The 16,391-nt window shown below is 30.3% G+C and carries 15 protein-coding genes and 1 pseudogene; 6 read left to right on the top strand and 10 right to left on the bottom strand.

Annotated features, from left to right (window positions below):
* Positions 1-3 precede the first annotated feature (3 nt).
* Positions 4-582, bottom strand: coding sequence for an L-threonylcarbamoyladenylate synthase (locus tag ACUBP5_RS03160; RefSeq protein WP_482168197.1), 579 nt, complete (start codon positions 580-582; stop codon positions 4-6).
* Positions 583-1,168: 586 nt separating this feature from the next.
* Positions 1,169-1,984, bottom strand: a complete 816-nt coding sequence (locus ACUBP5_RS03155) for a 2,3,4,5-tetrahydropyridine-2,6-dicarboxylate N-succinyltransferase (RefSeq protein ID WP_482168196.1) — start codon at positions 1,982-1,984, stop codon at positions 1,169-1,171.
* Between the two features lie 83 nt (positions 1,985-2,067).
* Here ACUBP5_RS03155 and ruvX point away from each other — a divergent pair, with 83 nt between their 5' ends.
* From ruvX to ACUBP5_RS03140, 3 genes are read left to right on the top strand one after another with little or no spacing between them, the layout of a single operon-like run.
* Complete coding sequence (ruvX, locus tag ACUBP5_RS03150; RefSeq protein WP_482168195.1) at positions 2,068-2,481, top strand: Holliday junction resolvase RuvX; 414 nt, start codon at positions 2,068-2,070, stop codon at positions 2,479-2,481.
* On the top strand, positions 2,478-3,044 hold the full coding sequence (def, locus tag ACUBP5_RS03145; RefSeq protein ID WP_482168194.1) for a peptide deformylase: 567 nt from the start codon (positions 2,478-2,480) through the stop codon (positions 3,042-3,044). The genes ruvX and def overlap by 4 nt, the downstream gene beginning before the upstream one ends.
* Before the next feature lie 6 nt (positions 3,045-3,050).
* Positions 3,051-3,479, top strand: a complete 429-nt coding sequence (locus tag ACUBP5_RS03140; RefSeq protein WP_482168193.1) for a DUF5606 family protein — start codon at positions 3,051-3,053, stop codon at positions 3,477-3,479.
* A gap of 21 nt (positions 3,480-3,500) precedes the next feature.
* Here ACUBP5_RS03140 and rplT read toward each other — a convergent pair whose 3' ends face one another.
* From rplT to ffh, 6 genes are all read right to left on the bottom strand, one after another.
* Positions 3,501-3,845: a 50S ribosomal protein L20 gene (gene rplT, locus ACUBP5_RS03135; protein WP_482168192.1), complete on the bottom strand. Its 345-nt coding sequence runs from the start codon at positions 3,843-3,845 to the stop codon at positions 3,501-3,503.
* Positions 3,846-3,892: 47 nt separating this feature from the next.
* Entirely contained in the window at positions 3,893-4,090 is a 198-nt protein-coding gene (gene rpmI / locus ACUBP5_RS03130) for a 50S ribosomal protein L35 (protein WP_482168191.1), read from the bottom strand.
* 4 nt (positions 4,091-4,094) lie between these two features.
* Entirely contained in the window at positions 4,095-4,592 is a 498-nt protein-coding gene (gene infC, locus ACUBP5_RS03125; protein ID WP_482168616.1) for a translation initiation factor IF-3, read from the bottom strand.
* Positions 4,593-4,667: 75 nt separating this feature from the next.
* The gene (gene thrS / locus ACUBP5_RS03120) at positions 4,668-6,590 is read right to left on the bottom strand and encodes a threonine--tRNA ligase (RefSeq protein WP_482168190.1); all 1,923 of its coding nucleotides are present in this window, start codon (positions 6,588-6,590) and stop codon (positions 4,668-4,670) included.
* 616 nt (positions 6,591-7,206) lie between these two features.
* Complete coding sequence (gene glpK / locus ACUBP5_RS03115) at positions 7,207-8,712, bottom strand: glycerol kinase GlpK (RefSeq protein WP_482168189.1); 1,506 nt, start codon at positions 8,710-8,712, stop codon at positions 7,207-7,209.
* A gap of 558 nt (positions 8,713-9,270) precedes the next feature.
* Positions 9,271-10,620: a signal recognition particle protein gene (gene ffh, locus ACUBP5_RS03110; RefSeq protein WP_482168188.1), complete on the bottom strand. Its 1,350-nt coding sequence runs from the start codon at positions 10,618-10,620 to the stop codon at positions 9,271-9,273.
* A gap of 644 nt (positions 10,621-11,264) precedes the next feature.
* Between ffh and gyrB the strand changes: the two genes are divergently transcribed.
* From gyrB to truB, 3 genes are all read left to right on the top strand, one after another.
* On the top strand, positions 11,265-13,211 hold the full coding sequence (gene gyrB, locus ACUBP5_RS03105; RefSeq protein WP_482168187.1) for a DNA topoisomerase (ATP-hydrolyzing) subunit B: 1,947 nt from the start codon (positions 11,265-11,267) through the stop codon (positions 13,209-13,211).
* An 822-nt stretch (positions 13,212-14,033) separates the two neighbouring features.
* Entirely contained in the window at positions 14,034-14,255 is a 222-nt protein-coding gene (locus tag ACUBP5_RS03100; RefSeq protein ID WP_482168186.1) for a DUF3098 domain-containing protein, read from the top strand.
* Positions 14,256-14,695: 440 nt separating this feature from the next.
* Positions 14,696-15,403, top strand: a complete 708-nt coding sequence (truB, locus tag ACUBP5_RS03095) for a tRNA pseudouridine(55) synthase TruB (protein WP_482168185.1) — start codon at positions 14,696-14,698, stop codon at positions 15,401-15,403.
* Here truB and ACUBP5_RS03090 read toward each other — a convergent pair.
* Together ACUBP5_RS03090 and rpsP are read right to left on the bottom strand one after the other, a co-directional pair.
* The gene (locus ACUBP5_RS03090) at positions 15,386-15,892 is read right to left on the bottom strand and encodes a ribosome maturation factor RimM (protein WP_482168184.1); all 507 of its coding nucleotides are present in this window, start codon (positions 15,890-15,892) and stop codon (positions 15,386-15,388) included. The genes truB and ACUBP5_RS03090 overlap by 18 nt on opposite strands.
* Positions 15,893-16,039: 147 nt before the next feature.
* A pseudogene (gene rpsP / locus ACUBP5_RS03085) lies at positions 16,040-16,369 on the bottom strand (30S ribosomal protein S16); the annotation flags it as partial.
* Positions 16,370-16,391: the final 22 nt, after the last annotated feature.

Genomic DNA, 16,391 nt, shown 5'->3' with positions numbered 1-16,391 from the left:
TTTTCATTTACGTAGTATCTCCCAGGGTTTATCTTCATAGCACCTTATAATGGTAGATAAACCACTTGTAGGAATTAATTGATCTTTTTGAGGCAAATCTACAATATAGTCTACCGCTTCCAAAATATCTGAACTAATCTGACTATAAGATAAAGGTGTAGGATCCCCTGAAAGATTAGCTGATGTAGAGGTCAAAGGACCCCCAAAGGTATTTATAAGTTCTCGGCAAAAAAGATTTTTTGTAATACGTACAGCTAGGGTGCCATCGTCAGCAGAAAGAGCAGAGAATATACCTATAGGATTATCGTAGACGATAGTTAAAGGATGAGAAAATTCTTCCATAAGTTGCCAAGCCTGTTTAGGTACTTTAACTATACGCTTGAGCATTTGATAAGAACTTACTAATAAAATTAGAGCTTTTTTAGGATCTCTACATTTTATTTTATAAAGTTTTTGGAGAGCTTTTATATAAAGTGGGTTACAGCCTATTCCACACACTGTATCTGTAGGATATAAAATGACACCTCCTCGCTTTAAAATATCATAACTTTTTGAAATCTCTTGTAAGAATTGATCAAGCATAATATAGTTTTTATCTTATTAAGATTATTATAACAACAATATTTTTTTTGTAAAAAAAATAAAGAGATTATCTAATTTTGAGAAAAAATCATAGATTATCTCTACATCTCTTAAGAGATAGTCAAACAACCTTATATTAAAGGGAGAAGATATAAACACATAATATATGTGTATATAACTAAAATATATAAAGTTTAACTAAATAAATCGAAAAAAGGCATCTATATCTAGAGATGGAAAAAATATGAATTTATTTTTGTCTAAAAGATCAAAAATAAATAAGAAACATTAGAAATGTTATAACCCAATAATTATTTAATAATAATATCATATTATTAATCTTTTTACCTATATAAAAAATTAGAGAGATTATTCCTCAATAATTATTAGAACTTATTAATTATCTTAAGCATATGATCTCTCAGAGAGAGAGAGATAGTAAATTAAGGGATCCATTTAAAAAAAAAATATATTCCTATAAAAGGGGAATCAGATTTACGATGTAGTTTTATCTAATTTAAACCCTAAAATATTAGGGAAACTACTATTATAATAGTAATTATGGATATAATGAAAATAAAAAGGACTAAACAGATAATTCATATTCACGAAGCACCTGGTTTAAAGAGGTCTTTTTATTAGTACTTTCTTTACGTTTCCCGATAATAAGAGCACAGGGTACTTGGTATTTCCCTGCAGGGAATAATTTGGGGTAAGTGCCTGGAATCACAACAGAGCCACCGGATATAATTCCTTTGGTTTCTATGGCGGATGAACTACTTACATCTATAATTTTTGTAGATCCCGTTAAAACTACACCTGCTGCTAAGACAGCTTCTCTTTCTACAAGGACACCTTCTACTATAATGCATCTCGAACCTATGAAAACATCATCTTCAATAATGACAGGAGCTGCTTGTAAAGGCTCTAAGACTCCTCCTATACCTACACCTCCACTTAAGTGAACACGTGCTCCGATTTGTGCGCAACTACCTACTGTAGCCCATGTATCTACCATAGAGTTTTCACCAATATAAGCTCCAATATTAACATAAGAAGGCATTAATATAACTCCTTTAGAGATATAAGACCCATAACGAGCAATAGCATTAGGTACTACACGAACGCCTTGTTTTTTATAATCCTTTTTTAAAGGAATTTTATCGTAAAACTCTAAAGGACCTAATTCCGTTTGTTTCATGTCCGATATGGTAAAATACATTAAAATAGCTTTTTTAATCCATTCATTAATATGCCAATTTCCCTTTGTAAACTCGGCTACTCTTAACTTTCCTATATCAAGTTGTGAAATAACTTCATATATTGTATCTCTAGTTCTAGATAATAAACGTTTTTCAGGATTTTCCCATGCGATTTCTATATATTTTTTCAGCTCTGACATCTTTATAAGATTTTTTACTACAAAAGTAAAAAAGCAAAAGATATACGAGTATATTTGTAATGCATATTTAAAAGAAAATTGAATTGTCACGCATATTAGCTATAGACTATGGAAGTAAAAGAACAGGATTAGCTATAACTGATCCGTTATCGCTTATTGCATCGGGATTAGAAACGATAGCTACTGAGGAATTGATATCTTTTTTTAAGAAATATACCGTTAAGGAATCTATACAAACTGTAGTAATTGGAGAACCAAAATTATGGAATAATCATCCTTCTTACATAGAGAAGGATATTCAAGAATTTATTAAAAAATTTTGTGATCAGTTCCCTGATATTCACATTGAACGTGTAGATGAAAGATTTACTTCAAAAATAGCTCAAGATACTCTAGTTATAAGTGGATTTAAAAAAAAAATACGGCGAAATAAAGAGATTATAGATAAGGTTAGCGCTATATTAATTTTACAAACATATTTGGATAAAAAAAAATGATTTTGCCTATCGCTCTATATGGAGATCCTGTATTGAGACAAAAAAATAAAGAAATTAGAGATTCCTTTATTGATTTAAAAAGCTTAATCTCCAATATGTTTGAAACAATGTATCAAGCTGATGGAGTTGGGTTAGCTGCACCTCAATTAAGTTTAAACATAAGATTATTTATAGTTGATACCTCTTCTTTTATAGGGGAAGATACTCTTGAGTTCATAAAACATTTTAAAAGAGTATTTATTAATCCTAAAATTATTAAAAGTCATGGCTCATGGAAATTTAAAGAAGGCTGCCTGAGCATTCCAGGAATCAGAGAAAATATAGATAGACCTGAATACATACAAGTAAAATACTATAATGAGAACTGGGAAAAATGTGAAGAAACCTTAAAAGGGGCGCCTGCAAGAGTAGTACAACACGAATATGATCATCTTGGTGGAAAATTATTTATCGACTATATTTCGCCTATGAAACGACAAATGATAAGTAAAAAACTAGAAAAAATTTCGAAAGGTATGATTCATCCTGAGTATAAAGTTAAATTTTATAAACAATTACGTTAACAAAATATGGATATATCAAAAATTATTAACATATCAGGGAAACCAAGCTTATATAAGCTTATTTCACAAACCCGAAATGGGGTTATAGTTCAATGTCTTACAGATAATAGACGTTTCCCTATCTCTTCTAAGAGTAAAGTAACTCTGATTGAAAATATTAGTATATATACTACTGATGGTAAAGAAGTTAGTCTAAGCGAAATTATAAAAAAAATAAGAGATAAAGAGAAAAATGGGGTTCCTTTAAACATTAAAGAAAACCATGAGATATTATACAAACATTTTAAAGAAATCTTACCTAATTGTAATGAAACCCGTCTTTATAAGTCGGATTTGAGGAAGATATATCGTTGGTATAATATCTTAAAAAATACTGGATTTATTCCTATGGAAAATCTTAAAGAAATGAAAGCAAATGATGAGGCATCCTCTTAAAAAAATGTATTTAAGATCTTATTATTTCACTTTTTCGACTACTGTCTTAAAAGCTTTTGGATGATTTAAAGCTAAATCAGATAGTACTTTACGATTAAGATTGATTTTCTTTTCTGATAGTTTTCCCATAAATTGGGAATAGGAGAGACCATATTCTCTAGCTCCAGCGTTAATCCGATGAATCCACAAACTTCTAAAGTCTCTTTTCTTTCTCTTGCGTCCTATATAAGAATACTGAAGAGCTTTCTCTACAGCATTTTTCGCTACGCTGAATACTTTACTCCGTGCCCCATAATAACCTTTAGCAGCTTTAAGTATTTTTTTTCTTCTGGCTTTTGCAGCTACCGCATTGACTGATCTTGGCATATTGATTTTTTCTTTTTAAAATAGAAGAGGTGAAATCTTATTTAAGATTAACCTACTAATAATTGTTTCCTTACATTTTTCTCATCAGCTTTTTCTACAATGGAAAAATGAGTTAAACGATGCTTGCGCTTAGTAGATTTTTTTGTCAATATATGATTTTTAAAAGCATGTTTTCTCATTATAAGACCGGTTGCAGTAAGCTTAAAACGCTTTTTAGCGCTAGATTTAGTTTTTAGCTTAAACATTATTTTATTTCTTAGGAGTTAAAATAAGGAACATTCGTTTCCCTTCCATATAAGGCATTTGTTCTACCTTTGCGAATTCTTCTAGATCACGAGCTAAACGCAGTAGTAATATCTCCCCTTGATCTTTATAGACTATAGAACGACCTTTAAAAAATACTAGAGATTTGACCTTAGAACCTTCTTCTAAGAACTTCCTAGCATTTTTTTTCTTGAATTCATAATCATGTTCGTCAGTTTGTGGACCAAAACGTATTTCTTTTACTGTTACTTTAGTTTGTTTAGACTTAAGTTGCTTTTGTTTTTTCTTTTGTTCATAAAGAAACTTTTTGTAATCAAGTATTTTACAAACAGGAGGATCTAGTTTAGGATTAACTTCTACTAAATCCAACCCTAAATCCTGAGCAATAACTAAGGCTTCGTCTATAGAGTATATACCATTCTGCACATTATCTCCTACAAGACGTATATCACGAACCGTAATACGGTAATTGATCCTATGAATATCTTGTTGATTTTTAGGCCGGTAATTAGATCTTTTTTTTAAAAATTTTTTCTGTAATGCGATGATTATCTGATTTTAATGATTATTTAATTGGGGCTTTATTAAAGCCAAAAAATCCTTTATAGGATAACCCCCTATATCTCCTTTTTTATGTTCTCTTACAGAGAGCGTATTAGAGCCCATTTCCCTATCTCCTAACACTATCATAAACGGAATCTTAGATATTTCTGCATCCCTAATTTTCTTGCTTGTTTTTTCATTACGGATATCGATAATAGCTCGAATAAAAAATTCGGATAGCAAATTTAAAATTTTTTTGGCATAAGTACTATGTTTTTCGCTAATTGGAAGGATTATTACTTGAACAGGCGCTAACCATAGTGGAAAATCTCCTGCTGTATGTTCTATGAGAATAGCTATAAATCTTTCTAAGGAACCAAGAGGCGCTCTATGAATCATAATAGGTCGATGCCATTGATTATCCTCTCCTTTATAATACATATTAAATCGTTCAGGTAGATTATAATCTATCTGAATAGTACCAAGCTGCCAACTCCTATCTAAAGCATCTTTAACGATAAAATCAAGTTTTGGCCCATAAAAAGCCGCCTCTCCGTAAACTATCTCTATAGGTAAATTTTTATTTTTTGCCGATTGAGTAATAGCGTTTTCAGCTTTTTGCCAATCATCATCTGAGCCTATATATTTATCAGGTGTTTTTAAGTCTCTAAGAGAAATTTGAACTTTGTATTTTTTGAATCCAAGGGATTCAAAGATGTATAGGACTAGATCTATAACGTTCTGGAACTCTTGTAAAAGTTGATCAGGTGTACAAAAAATATGTGCATCATCTTGAGTAAATCCTCGTACACGTGTCAGGCCATGTAGTTCTCCGCTTTGTTCATATCGATATACTGTGCCAAATTCAGCAAAACGTTTGGGAAGATCCCGATACGACCATTGCTGCGAACGATAAAGTTCGCAATGATATGGGCAATTCATAGGCTTTAACAAAAATTCTTCTCCTTGATTAGGGGTAGACATAGGATTAAAACTATCCTTTCCGTATTTAATCCAGTGACCTGAAGTTATATAAAGATCCTTATGTCCAATATGAGGCGTAATTACCATTTCATAGCCTACTTTTTGCTGTATACGTGTCAAAAATTCCTCTAAAGTTTTTCTTAAAGTAGTTCCTTTAGGCTTCCAAAGAGGAAGACCTATACCTACACGTTCTGAAAAAGTGAATAAGTCTAGTTCTTTACCTAATTTTCGATGATCACGTTTTTTAGCTTCCTCTATTTTAGAGATATACTCATCAAATTCTTCCTTTTTGGGGAAGGAAATCCCATAAATTCGTGTAAGTTGCTTATTTTTTTTATTACCACGCCAATAAGCCCCTGAAGTATTTAAAATTTTAATAGTTCTTATCCAAGATGTATTTGGTATATGACCTCCATGACATAAGTCTACGAAATCCTCATGACGACAAAAAGTAATTGTGCCCTCTTGAAGATTTTCTATAAGTTCAGTTTTATAAGGATTTTTCTTATAAAATTTTAATGCCTCAAGTTTGGAGACCTGATATACTTTAAAAGTTGATGCTTCTCTAGCGTGCTTAAGTATTAGAGCCTCAATCTTAGGAAAATCTTTTTCTGAAAAATTATCGTCATTTAGGTCAACATCGTAATAAAAACCATTCTCAATAGGTGGACCTATCGTAAGTTGAGCTTTAGGATATAGCTCTAAAATAGCTTGAGCTAACAGATGAGCTGAAGAGTGCCAAAAAGCTTTTTTGCCTAATGGATCTTGCCAAGTATAAAAAATAAGATGCCCATCTTCAGTTATTGGGATAGAGAGTTCTACTTGACGTTTATTAAACGTAGCAGATAATACTTTTCTAGCAAATGCTTTGTCTATATCATAAGCTATCTCAAATGGAGTTATCCCTGATAGATACTCCTTTATTCTTCCATTAGGAAATGTAATCTGAATCATTTATCTTATAGAAATCTATTTAAAAATTGCAAACATAAAACTATTAGTGATAGTCAAACTGTTTTTAAAATGATTTATCATTTTTTATAAATAAAGCAGTTTGTATACTATACCAAGAAGAGGATACCTAAATAGGGATCCAGGTTATAGGCTAATTGTAGGCTTATTATGTATTAGGAATAGGCATAAAACATTATACAATTCTTTAAACTTAAATTTTCGCATAGGATTAATAACATTTCTCCTATAAGAAATTCAACACTCTAAACTACTAATTCTATAGGTAAAGCATCTAAGGCGTCTAATTTCTTATGTATATTTTATCCTATACCATTTCAGTTATAGTAAAATAAAGTATAGAAAATACTAATATGAAAGTTTATATAATTTCGCTAAAAAAAAAATTAACCAGCAATTTTTAATTGCTTAGTTTAGATGCATTTCATTATAAGAAGTGGATACTATAATGGCAATAAAAACAGCTAATGCCTAGCCGATAGTATTTATCATTGAACTCGAGTCTTTCTGTTCGAAAAAATTCTACGTTTATCACTATACCATTTCCCAATATAATAAGTAATATAGTACCTACAAGTTCTAAATAAAAAAACACTAATTATATAATTTTTTTGGTATAATAGCTCCAAGATTGTGTAGCTTTTACTGCTGTAGACCAAGCACGTAAACGTTGAACACGATTAGGCATTTTCTTAGGGTTAAAAATATGTCCTATTCCCCATTGGGATTTAATTTCTTCAATGCTTGACCAATAACCTATAGCAAGGCCTGCTAAATAAGCAGCACCTAAGGCTGTAGTTTCTAAATATTTAGGTCTAATGACCTTAGTATCCAAGATATCTGCCTGAAATTGCAATAATAGTTTATTATTAGAACCGCCTCCATCGACACGTAATTCCTCAATAGAAATACCTGAGTCTATTTCCATAGCTTGCATAACATCCATGCTTTGAAAGGCAATACTCTCAAGTGCAGCACGCGTCAAATGAGCTGCGGTAGTCCTGCAAGTAATTCCTACTATAGTCCCCCGTGCATATTGATCCCAATAAGGCGCCCCTAACCCTGAAAAAGCAGGTACTAAATAGACACCTTGAGTGTCGGGGACTGAATTGGCAAATTTTTCAGATTCTGAAGATTTTGATAAAATATGCAACCCGTCTTTAAGCCATTGAATAACCGCTCCACCGATAAAAACACTTCCTTCAAGGGCATATTGTATTTCATCCTTGATTTTCCAAGCTATGGTAGTAAGAAGATTATTCTTAGAAAGAATAGGTTTATTGCCTATATTCATAAGCATGAAGCACCCTGTGCCGTAAGTATTTTTTACCATACCTACTTCAGTACACATTTGACCAAAAAGAGCAGCATGTTGGTCCCCAGCGATGCCTGTTATGGGTACTCTATGCGGTAGTATGCTAATATTAGTAACCCCATAGAACTCACTAGAAGACTTTACTTCAGGTAAAATAGATTTAGGAATATTAAAAAGTTCCAATAATTCTTCATCCCAGAAAAGGGTATTAATATTAAAAAGCATAGTTCTTGAAGCATTCGTTATGTCGGTAACATGCACTTGTTTATTTGTAAGGTTCCAGATAAGCCAAGAGTCTATAGTGCCAAAGGCTAATGTATCAGATTGAGCTTTTTCTCTTGCACCGGGAATATGATCTAGTAACCATTTAATTTTAGTAGCTGAGAAATAAGAGTCAATTATTAATCCGGTTTTTTCTCGAATCTTATTTATCCAGTGCTGTTTTTTAAGTATATCGCAATAATCAGAAGTTCTATGATCTTGCCAGACAATAGCATTATAAATAGGTTCGCCGGTATTTTTATCCCATAGCAATGTAGTTTCACGTTGATTAGTAACACCGATAGCTGCAATATTCTTATCATTTATGTTAGCTTTTATTAGAGATTCTGTGATAACAGCTGCTTGAGAAGACCAAATTTCTTTAGCATCATGTTCTACCCATCCAGGATGAGGATAGATCTGCTTAAATTCTTTTTGTGCTATAGAAATAGATTTACCAAATCTATCAAAAATAATTGCTTTAGAACTTGTAGTCCCTTGATCTAAGGATAAAATAAAATTATCCATATATATATTAAATTAATTTTTTACAATACTTAAAACTTATATCTTCTTCTAAAATTTGATTCTTTACAGGTTTAGCAAAAAATTAAACCGATGAGTTATGTTATAATAACTATTTTTATCTAAATACTATTTAAAATATATAAACCTGAATATTTATCTTTAGTTAAATAGATTATAATTATGCTAATTATGATCTATCTAGATATAATAAAAAATCTATTTTACAGTATACCTCTTATTAATTATATGATTAAATAATTACTATATAGATTATTAGTATCTTTTATAGATATTCTCAATATATAAAAAATCTAAGCGTTTAAACATCTTTCTCTATTGTCATTTAATAAAAACCCTAATCTCTTTGAGAAGAATCGTTTTGTCTCATTTATAGGGATCTGATATTTAACCCTATCCTTAAATTGTAAAGGAACTTTTAATAAATATCTTCCATAATATTATTATATTCATTTATTAAACTATATCTATGAAGTCAATGAAAAAATTGAAAAATATTAAATTTTACATAAAAAAAAGATATTTGTCTTTCTATATTTATTATTTCTCTACTATTTTACTACTTTTTATATGGGCTACATTTTTTAATAATTCCCTTCCTGAAGGAGTTTGCATTTGACGCATTAATTGGCTAATATGTTCAAATTGTTTTAATAAACGTTGTACTTGCTCAAATTTTGTTCCTGAACCTTTAGCGATTCTCTTTTTTCTATTTATATCGATGATTTTAGGATGCTTGCGCTCTTGAGGTGTCATGGAGTAAATAATGGCTTCAGCTGATTTAAACCCATCTTCTTCCAAATCAATATTCTTAGCTATCTTTCCCATACCTGGAATCATTCCTAATAGATCTTTCATAGGTCCCATTTTTTTGATTTTCTTAATTTCTTTAAGAAAATCATCGAAGCCAAAATTATTTTTAGCTAGATTTTTATAAAGTTTTCTTGATTGTTTCTCATCAAATTGCTCACGAGCCCTTTCTACTAGAGATAATACATCTCCCATTCCTAAAATACGATCAGCCATCCTTTTCGGATAAAATATATCTAGTGCATGCATTTTTTCACCATTGCTGATAAATTTAATAGGCTTATTCACTATAGCACGAATACTTAAAGCCGCTCCTCCTCTCGTATCTCCATCAAGTTTAGTTAGTATCACTCCCTGATAATCTAAAACATTATCAAATGCTTTAGCGGTATTTACCGCATCTTGCCCTGTTGTGGCATCTACTACAAAAAGAGTTTCGTTGGGATGAATATGTTCATGAATAGCTTTAATTTCATTCATCATAATTTCATCGATAGATAATCGGCCAGCAGTATCAATAATCATAACATCATAAGAGTGGGTATTTGTATATTCAAGAGCTTTTTTGGCAATTTGGAGTGGATTTTTACTTTCTTCTAAAGCAAAAATAGGGACTTGGATCCCTTCTCCTAAAATTTTGAGTTGCTCAATAGCAGCAGGCCTATATACATCCGCGGCTACTAAAAGAGGCTTTTTATGTTTTTTGTTTGCTAAAAAGTAAGCAAGTTTTCCACAAAAAGTAGTTTTCCCACTACCCTGTAACCCAGCAACTAAAATAATCGTAGGTGTTTTTGAGATATTAAGACTAATATTTTCACTTCCCATAAGCTGTATGAGCTCATCATGCATGATTTTAATCATTAATTGGCCAGGTTGCAATGAAGTAAGCACTTTCTCGCCCAAGGCTTTTTCTTTTACTTTATTAGTAAATTCTTTAACTACCTTAAAACTAACATCAGCATTTAATAGCGCGCGTCTTATTTCTTTGAGAGTTTCAGAAACATTAATTTCTGTAATTCTTCCTCTTCCTTTTAGGATATGAAAAGCCCTATCGAGGTGTTCTTGTAAATTATCAAACATTTTATTAAATTATAATATATAGCAAAACTAAGTAGTCTTTAAAAGATCATATAGAGATATGATATTTAGTATATAATAATGTTTTATTAATATCGTATAATGCCTTTCTTAACCTATGAGTTAAGAACTAAAATGCATTAACTAGCGTTATTTAATATATTTAATTAGTAATATCCTAAAGATGAGGATCATTATTAATTATATTCTAGGAGAAAAGCATTATCATATTTTTTTTTTTTAAAAACTAAAAATAGTAAAATAATCATATACCAGTAAAACAAAAAATAGATAGACGTAAGTAATCAACGTTTTAAGACTACTATAGTAAAATAAAATTCTAAAGATTCTGTGCTTCAAAGGAAATCTTGCTATCTTAGCAGGATATAATTATTCCAAGTGTTACTTAAGAGTAAAAAATAAAAGTCAATGTATATAAAAGTTTATTTAATCATATTAAAACACTAATTAAGTAAAGTATACGATTATATAAAAATCACAAAAATATAGAACCTCAAATTTTCTAATAACCATTAGAAAAATTTTACTGAGTTTTTATTTTTTTATATAAAAAGTGATATGAGAAAATCGTAGAGCAAAAAAAGAATAGTTAAGTTTCTAACTCAGGCACTTAAAAGCTCTATCTTATGGATAAAAAAATTCTCAATAATTATAATGCCGATAGTATTCAATCTCTAGAAGGAATTGAACACGTGCGACTTAGGCCTTCAATGTATATAGGTGACCTAGGTCTTAGAGGATTACATCATCTGGTTTATGAAGTAGTAGATAATTCTATAGATGAAGCCCTAGCAGGGCACTGTGATAAAATATGGGTGACCATTCATAGTGATAATTCTATTCGGGTACTTGATAACGGGCGAGGCATCCCTGTTGATGTTCATAAAAAAGAAGGTAAATCAGCACTTGAGGTAGTTATGACTAAAATAGGGGCCGGAGGAAAATTCGATAAAGGCTCATATAAGGTGTCTGGAGGTCTACATGGCGTAGGGATATCTTGCGTAAACGCTCTTTCAAGCTATCTAACTGCGAAAGTTTACAGAAATGGGAAAATATATTATCAAAAATATGCTTCCGGAAAAACAATAGATGAAATTCAAGTCATAGGAGAAACAGATCGACGCGGTACGGAAATACATTTTCAAGCCGATCATACAATATTTAAAGTTATCGAGTATAATTATGATATGCTAGCAGCTCGTTTACGAGAGTTAGCTTTTCTTAAAAAAGGCCTTTCTATATTTCTAAGTGATGAAAGAACCAACTCTAAAGAAATGGAGTCTCCTCGCAAGGAAACTTTTTTTTCGAAAGGAGGATTAAAAGAATTTGTCTTATTTATCGAAGGCTCTCGAGAATCTCTAATTGAAGAAGTTATATGTATGGAAGGCGAGCATGATAATATATCTGTTGAAGTTGCTATGCATTACAATACTTCATTTAATGAGAACATTTACTCTTATGTCAATAATATAAATACCCAAGAAGGGGGTACACATCTATCCGGATTTCGTAGAGCTCTTACACGCACATTAAAGAAATATGCTGATGAATCAGGAATTTTATCTAAAGAAAAAGTTGAAATTATAGGCGATGATTTTCGTGAAGGACTTACAGCAGTAATTTCAGTAAAAGTCATAGATCCTCAATTCGAAGGGCAAACGAAAACTAAACTAGGTAATAATGAAGTGAGTGGAGCAGTGGATCGGGTTGTGGGAGAAATGCTCAATATTTATTTAGAGGAACATCCATCAGAAGCCAAAAAAATTGTTGAAAAAGTACTTTTAGCAACAAGGGCGAGGCAAGCCGCAAAAAAGGCTAGAGAAATAATCCAAAGAAAAAATCCTATGAGTGGTGGAGGACTACCAGGGAAATTAGCTGATTGTTCATCAACTGATTCAAAAGCCTGTGAAATCTATCTAGTTGAGGGAGACTCAGCAGGAGGAACTGCTAAACAAGGACGTGATAGAGAATTTCAAGCTATATTGCCATTGCGAGGGAAAATACTCAATGTAGAGAAAGCTATGCAATATAAAGTATTCGAGAGTGAAGAAATAAGAAGTATATTTGCAGCCCTTGGAGTTTCTATAGGAACTGCAGAAGATAGTAAGGCTCTAAATACCGAAAAATTACGTTATTATAAGATTATAATTATGACCGATGCTGATATAGATGGAAGTCATATTTCTACACTTATATTAACTTTCTTTTTCCGATATATGAAAAATCTTATAGAAAATGGATACATTTATATTGCTACCCCGCCACTTTATTTGGTAAAGAAAGGTAGCAAACAGTTCTACTCCTGGGATGATAAAGAACGTGATAGGAGAATCATTGAAGAGTTTGGAGAAAACAAAGGGGTTAACATACAACGTTACAAAGGATTAGGAGAAATGAATGCTGGACAACTATGGGATACGACTATGAATCCTCAAAACCGTACGCTAAGACAGGTCACTATAGGAAACGCTACTGAGGCTGACCGCATATTTTCAATGCTTATGGGGGAGGACGTGTCCCCTCGTAGAGAATTTATCGAAAAAAATGCTGTTTATGCAAATATAGATGTGTAAAAAAATACAAATCAACTGATAATAACCTATAATTTTTCTCGGATATATTATATTATACCAGGCTTTGCTCCCTATTTACTATAGGGATGATATATAGATAGCTATTTATAACAAATTATTAGGGTTGTTAAGTTTATTGTTATTACAAACAATTTTTATTAAACTTTTCCATTAAAAAATGAGCTTAGATAAACTTAGCTAAATCCATTAGCTAGGTTAATTAAATTTTTTAATCTATATTAAAAATAATATATTATCATAAATATTAGGGAAGTATATAAATATTTGCTAGAAAGAATTATATTTTTCTGTAAAGATCCATTTGAGCTAAAATACATTCCCTTATCAATGGGGCTAACTATTAATTTTAAGATTATGTTCGACCTAAAATATTGCCTGATATTATTGAAGTACTTAGTAAGTAATACTATCATAGGTAAAAAATAGTATATCTAAAAAGATCCGATAGATAAAATATACTTAATAAGTATTAAAAAAAAAGGTTAGTTTATAAACTTTTTCTAATTAAAGTTTTTTAGGGGCATGTTATTATTATGCCATGATTTTTTAGCTCTCGTAGTTTATATATTTATAGATTAGTTATTTAAAACTTTTTTTCTTAAAAAAGGGTAGTTTACTTATTATAAATTCGTTACAAGTTTTTTTTTAGTAAGTATAAATATATTTATTTTCTTATTGAGTCCTTATTTCCCATGTTTGGGAATTTTAAACTTAAAAATACTAATTTTACCATTCATAAAAAAAAAATGTTAGGGGAATACTAAAAATAATTTTATTTTCAGAAAAAAAAACTATTACCTTATGTTAGTAGGGTTATTGCTAATAATTTTAGGATTTACACTTATGAGCGGAGCTAATGCTAATACAAATCCAGAAAATATTTATGATAAAAATTATTTTAATGAAACTATTTTTAGCTTTCGTCGCATAAGATTAGCTCCCTTTTTTATCATTATAGGATTTATAGTTCAAATTATATCTATTTTATTGCCTAATAACCCTACAGATAGTAAAAAAATATAAAATTATATAGTATTTTTTTCTAAAAAGCCTTTAGATAGTTTGTCTCTTTTACATGTTAGTAATAATGGTACTATCACTTTCTTTAAAAGAATTTTTACTAATTATTTATTGTCATAGTTATGATAATTTATAGTGATTTATTATATACTTATATATTGTAAAAGCCTATTTAAAACTGAGAGAAGTATTATATATATAAACTTGAGAATAATTAGGCTATATTTTTATTTTTTGTATATATACTACTATATTTAATAGATATCTCAAAAAAAACTTATAGACTTATCTTTAAAGGATTATATATTAAATATTCGACTATAAAACTTATAATTAAGTAATTAGAATTTTGCTAAAAAAAATGTTGTTAAATCTTTTTACTATTATTATATTGTATTTAAGAAATATTATATTTTTTACTTATTATTTAATACTATTTTTAAATGTCCTATTATAGAGCTGAATTTTTTCAAAAAGGTCAAGTTTTACTTATAGATAAACCTTTAGGATGGACATCATTTAAAGTAGTAAAAAAAATTCACTTTAAGATTTGTAAATTTTGTGATTTAAAGAAAATTAAAATTGGACATTCAGGAACTCTCGACCCGAGAGCTACTGGACTTTTAATTATATGTATAGGTAATGCAACAAAAAAAATCTCTAGTTTGCAAAACTACTCCAAAATTTATACTGGAAGGTTAAAATTAGGGGCTACTACTCTATCTTATGATACTGAAATGGAGGAAAATCATAAATTTCCCATTGATCATATTACAAATAAAGATATTTATGAAGCTGCGAAAAAATTTGTAGGTAAAACACAACAATATCCACCTATTTTTTCAGCGATCCAACAAGGAGGTAAGAGACTTTACCAATTAGCACGCAAAGGACTTGAAATACAAGTAAAACCTAGAGAGATAGAGATTTTTCAACTAAATATATCCTCTATAAATATACCCTATATCGACTTTATCGTACATTGCGCAAAAGGCACTTATATAAGATCTCTAGCTCACGATTTTGGCAAAAAACTTCAAAGTGGAGCTTATTTAATTATGCTAAGACGTGAGCAAATCAATGGATACTCAATAAAAGATGCCAATAGTGAGATTTTAACAAACTCATGGCCTTCAAATATAAAGATCTAATAACCCTTTCGGACAATTTAATAATATAAAACGTTTCTTATAATTTATCTCTACAATAAACTCTTTTACCATAGGAACCCATATTTGGACATCTTGAAACCTTAGTTCTAAAAGTTTCTGAGAAGATTGTTCATTAATTCCAATAAGAATCCCTACATGGCCTTTATGAATATCTTGGACGTTAAACCCTATGAGGGTTAGATCATCAGAACTCTTTTCAATTACAAAAGAGCTTTCTCTCTCTAGAGAGAGGTAAAGATAATGATGAGCTAAATCTTCTTTCTGAATATTATCTCCAAAAAATTGGATGAGTAAATGATCATTAGAAAATATCTTATAATCTTGAACAAAAAAAGGCACTTTAAGTGCATCGATATCTATAAATAAAAAAGGTTTATTAAAAGATTCAGTTATTTTAATACATTTTGTATGAACTATCCAGTATCCTTTTAAACCATGCCTACGAAGAATTTTTCCAAAAAAAAACACTTTATACGTTTTTATCAGGAATTTGCTCAATCATTAAATATACTTTTCTTAATATTATGTTTTTAATAAATTAAGATTAAATTTTTCAGCATCATCTGCATAAGTTTTTCACCTAAATTATTTTTTTTATTTTAACCCTTCTAAATTCTTATCCTTAATCCATTTCTGAAAACGTCTTTCAACTTCATCATTATTAAAAGCACCTTTTCTTGCGCCCTCAAGAAGATGCCTCTTATAGAGGACTCCCATACGGGAGAGTATAGATCTAGCTGTATGGGTAGGCTGAGCTCCTTTTTGTAACCAATAGATAGCTTTTTCGAGTTTTAACTTAACTGAAGCAGGACAAACTAATGGATTATAAGTGCCTAGTTTTTCAATGAATTTCCCATCTCGTGGTGCACGCGCATCAGCTACTACGATATGATAAAAAGGCTTAGACTTTCTTCCATGTCTTTGAAGACGAATCCTTGTAGGCATATAAATATTTTGTTTTAAGGAA

The sequence above is a fragment of the Candidatus Insignibacter tubulum genome, assembly GCF_056790205.1.
This window is presented reverse-complemented; position numbering and strand designations above follow the sequence as displayed.

Bases quoted from the DNA above. Each gene is read 5' to 3' on its own strand.
- def (WP_482168194.1), top strand. From the start codon at position 2,478: ATGATTTTGCCTATCGCTCTATATGGAGATCCTGTATTGAGACAAAAA.
- ACUBP5_RS03160 (WP_482168197.1), bottom strand. From the start codon at position 582: ATGCTTGATCAATTCTTACAAGAGATTTCAAAAAGTTATGATATTTTA.
- ACUBP5_RS03100 (WP_482168186.1), top strand. From the start codon at position 14,034: ATGTTAGTAGGGTTATTGCTAATAATTTTAGGATTTACACTTATGAGC.
- rpmI (WP_482168191.1), bottom strand. From the start codon at position 4,090: ATGTTTAAGCTAAAAACTAAATCTAGCGCTAAAAAGCGTTTTAAGCTT.
- ffh (WP_482168188.1), bottom strand. From the start codon at position 10,620: ATGTTTGATAATTTACAAGAACACCTCGATAGGGCTTTTCATATCCTA.
- glpK (WP_482168189.1), bottom strand. From the start codon at position 8,712: ATGGATAATTTTATTTTATCCTTAGATCAAGGGACTACAAGTTCTAAA.
- rplT (WP_482168192.1), bottom strand. From the start codon at position 3,845: ATGCCAAGATCAGTCAATGCGGTAGCTGCAAAAGCCAGAAGAAAAAAA.
- truB (WP_482168185.1), top strand. From the start codon at position 14,696: ATGTCCTATTATAGAGCTGAATTTTTTCAAAAAGGTCAAGTTTTACTT.
- thrS (WP_482168190.1), bottom strand. From the start codon at position 6,590: ATGATTCAGATTACATTTCCTAATGGAAGAATAAAGGAGTATCTATCA.
- ACUBP5_RS03140 (WP_482168193.1), top strand. From the start codon at position 3,051: ATGGATATATCAAAAATTATTAACATATCAGGGAAACCAAGCTTATAT.
- ACUBP5_RS03155 (WP_482168196.1), bottom strand. From the start codon at position 1,984: ATGTCAGAGCTGAAAAAATATATAGAAATCGCATGGGAAAATCCTGAA.
- gyrB (WP_482168187.1), top strand. From the start codon at position 11,265: ATGGATAAAAAAATTCTCAATAATTATAATGCCGATAGTATTCAATCT.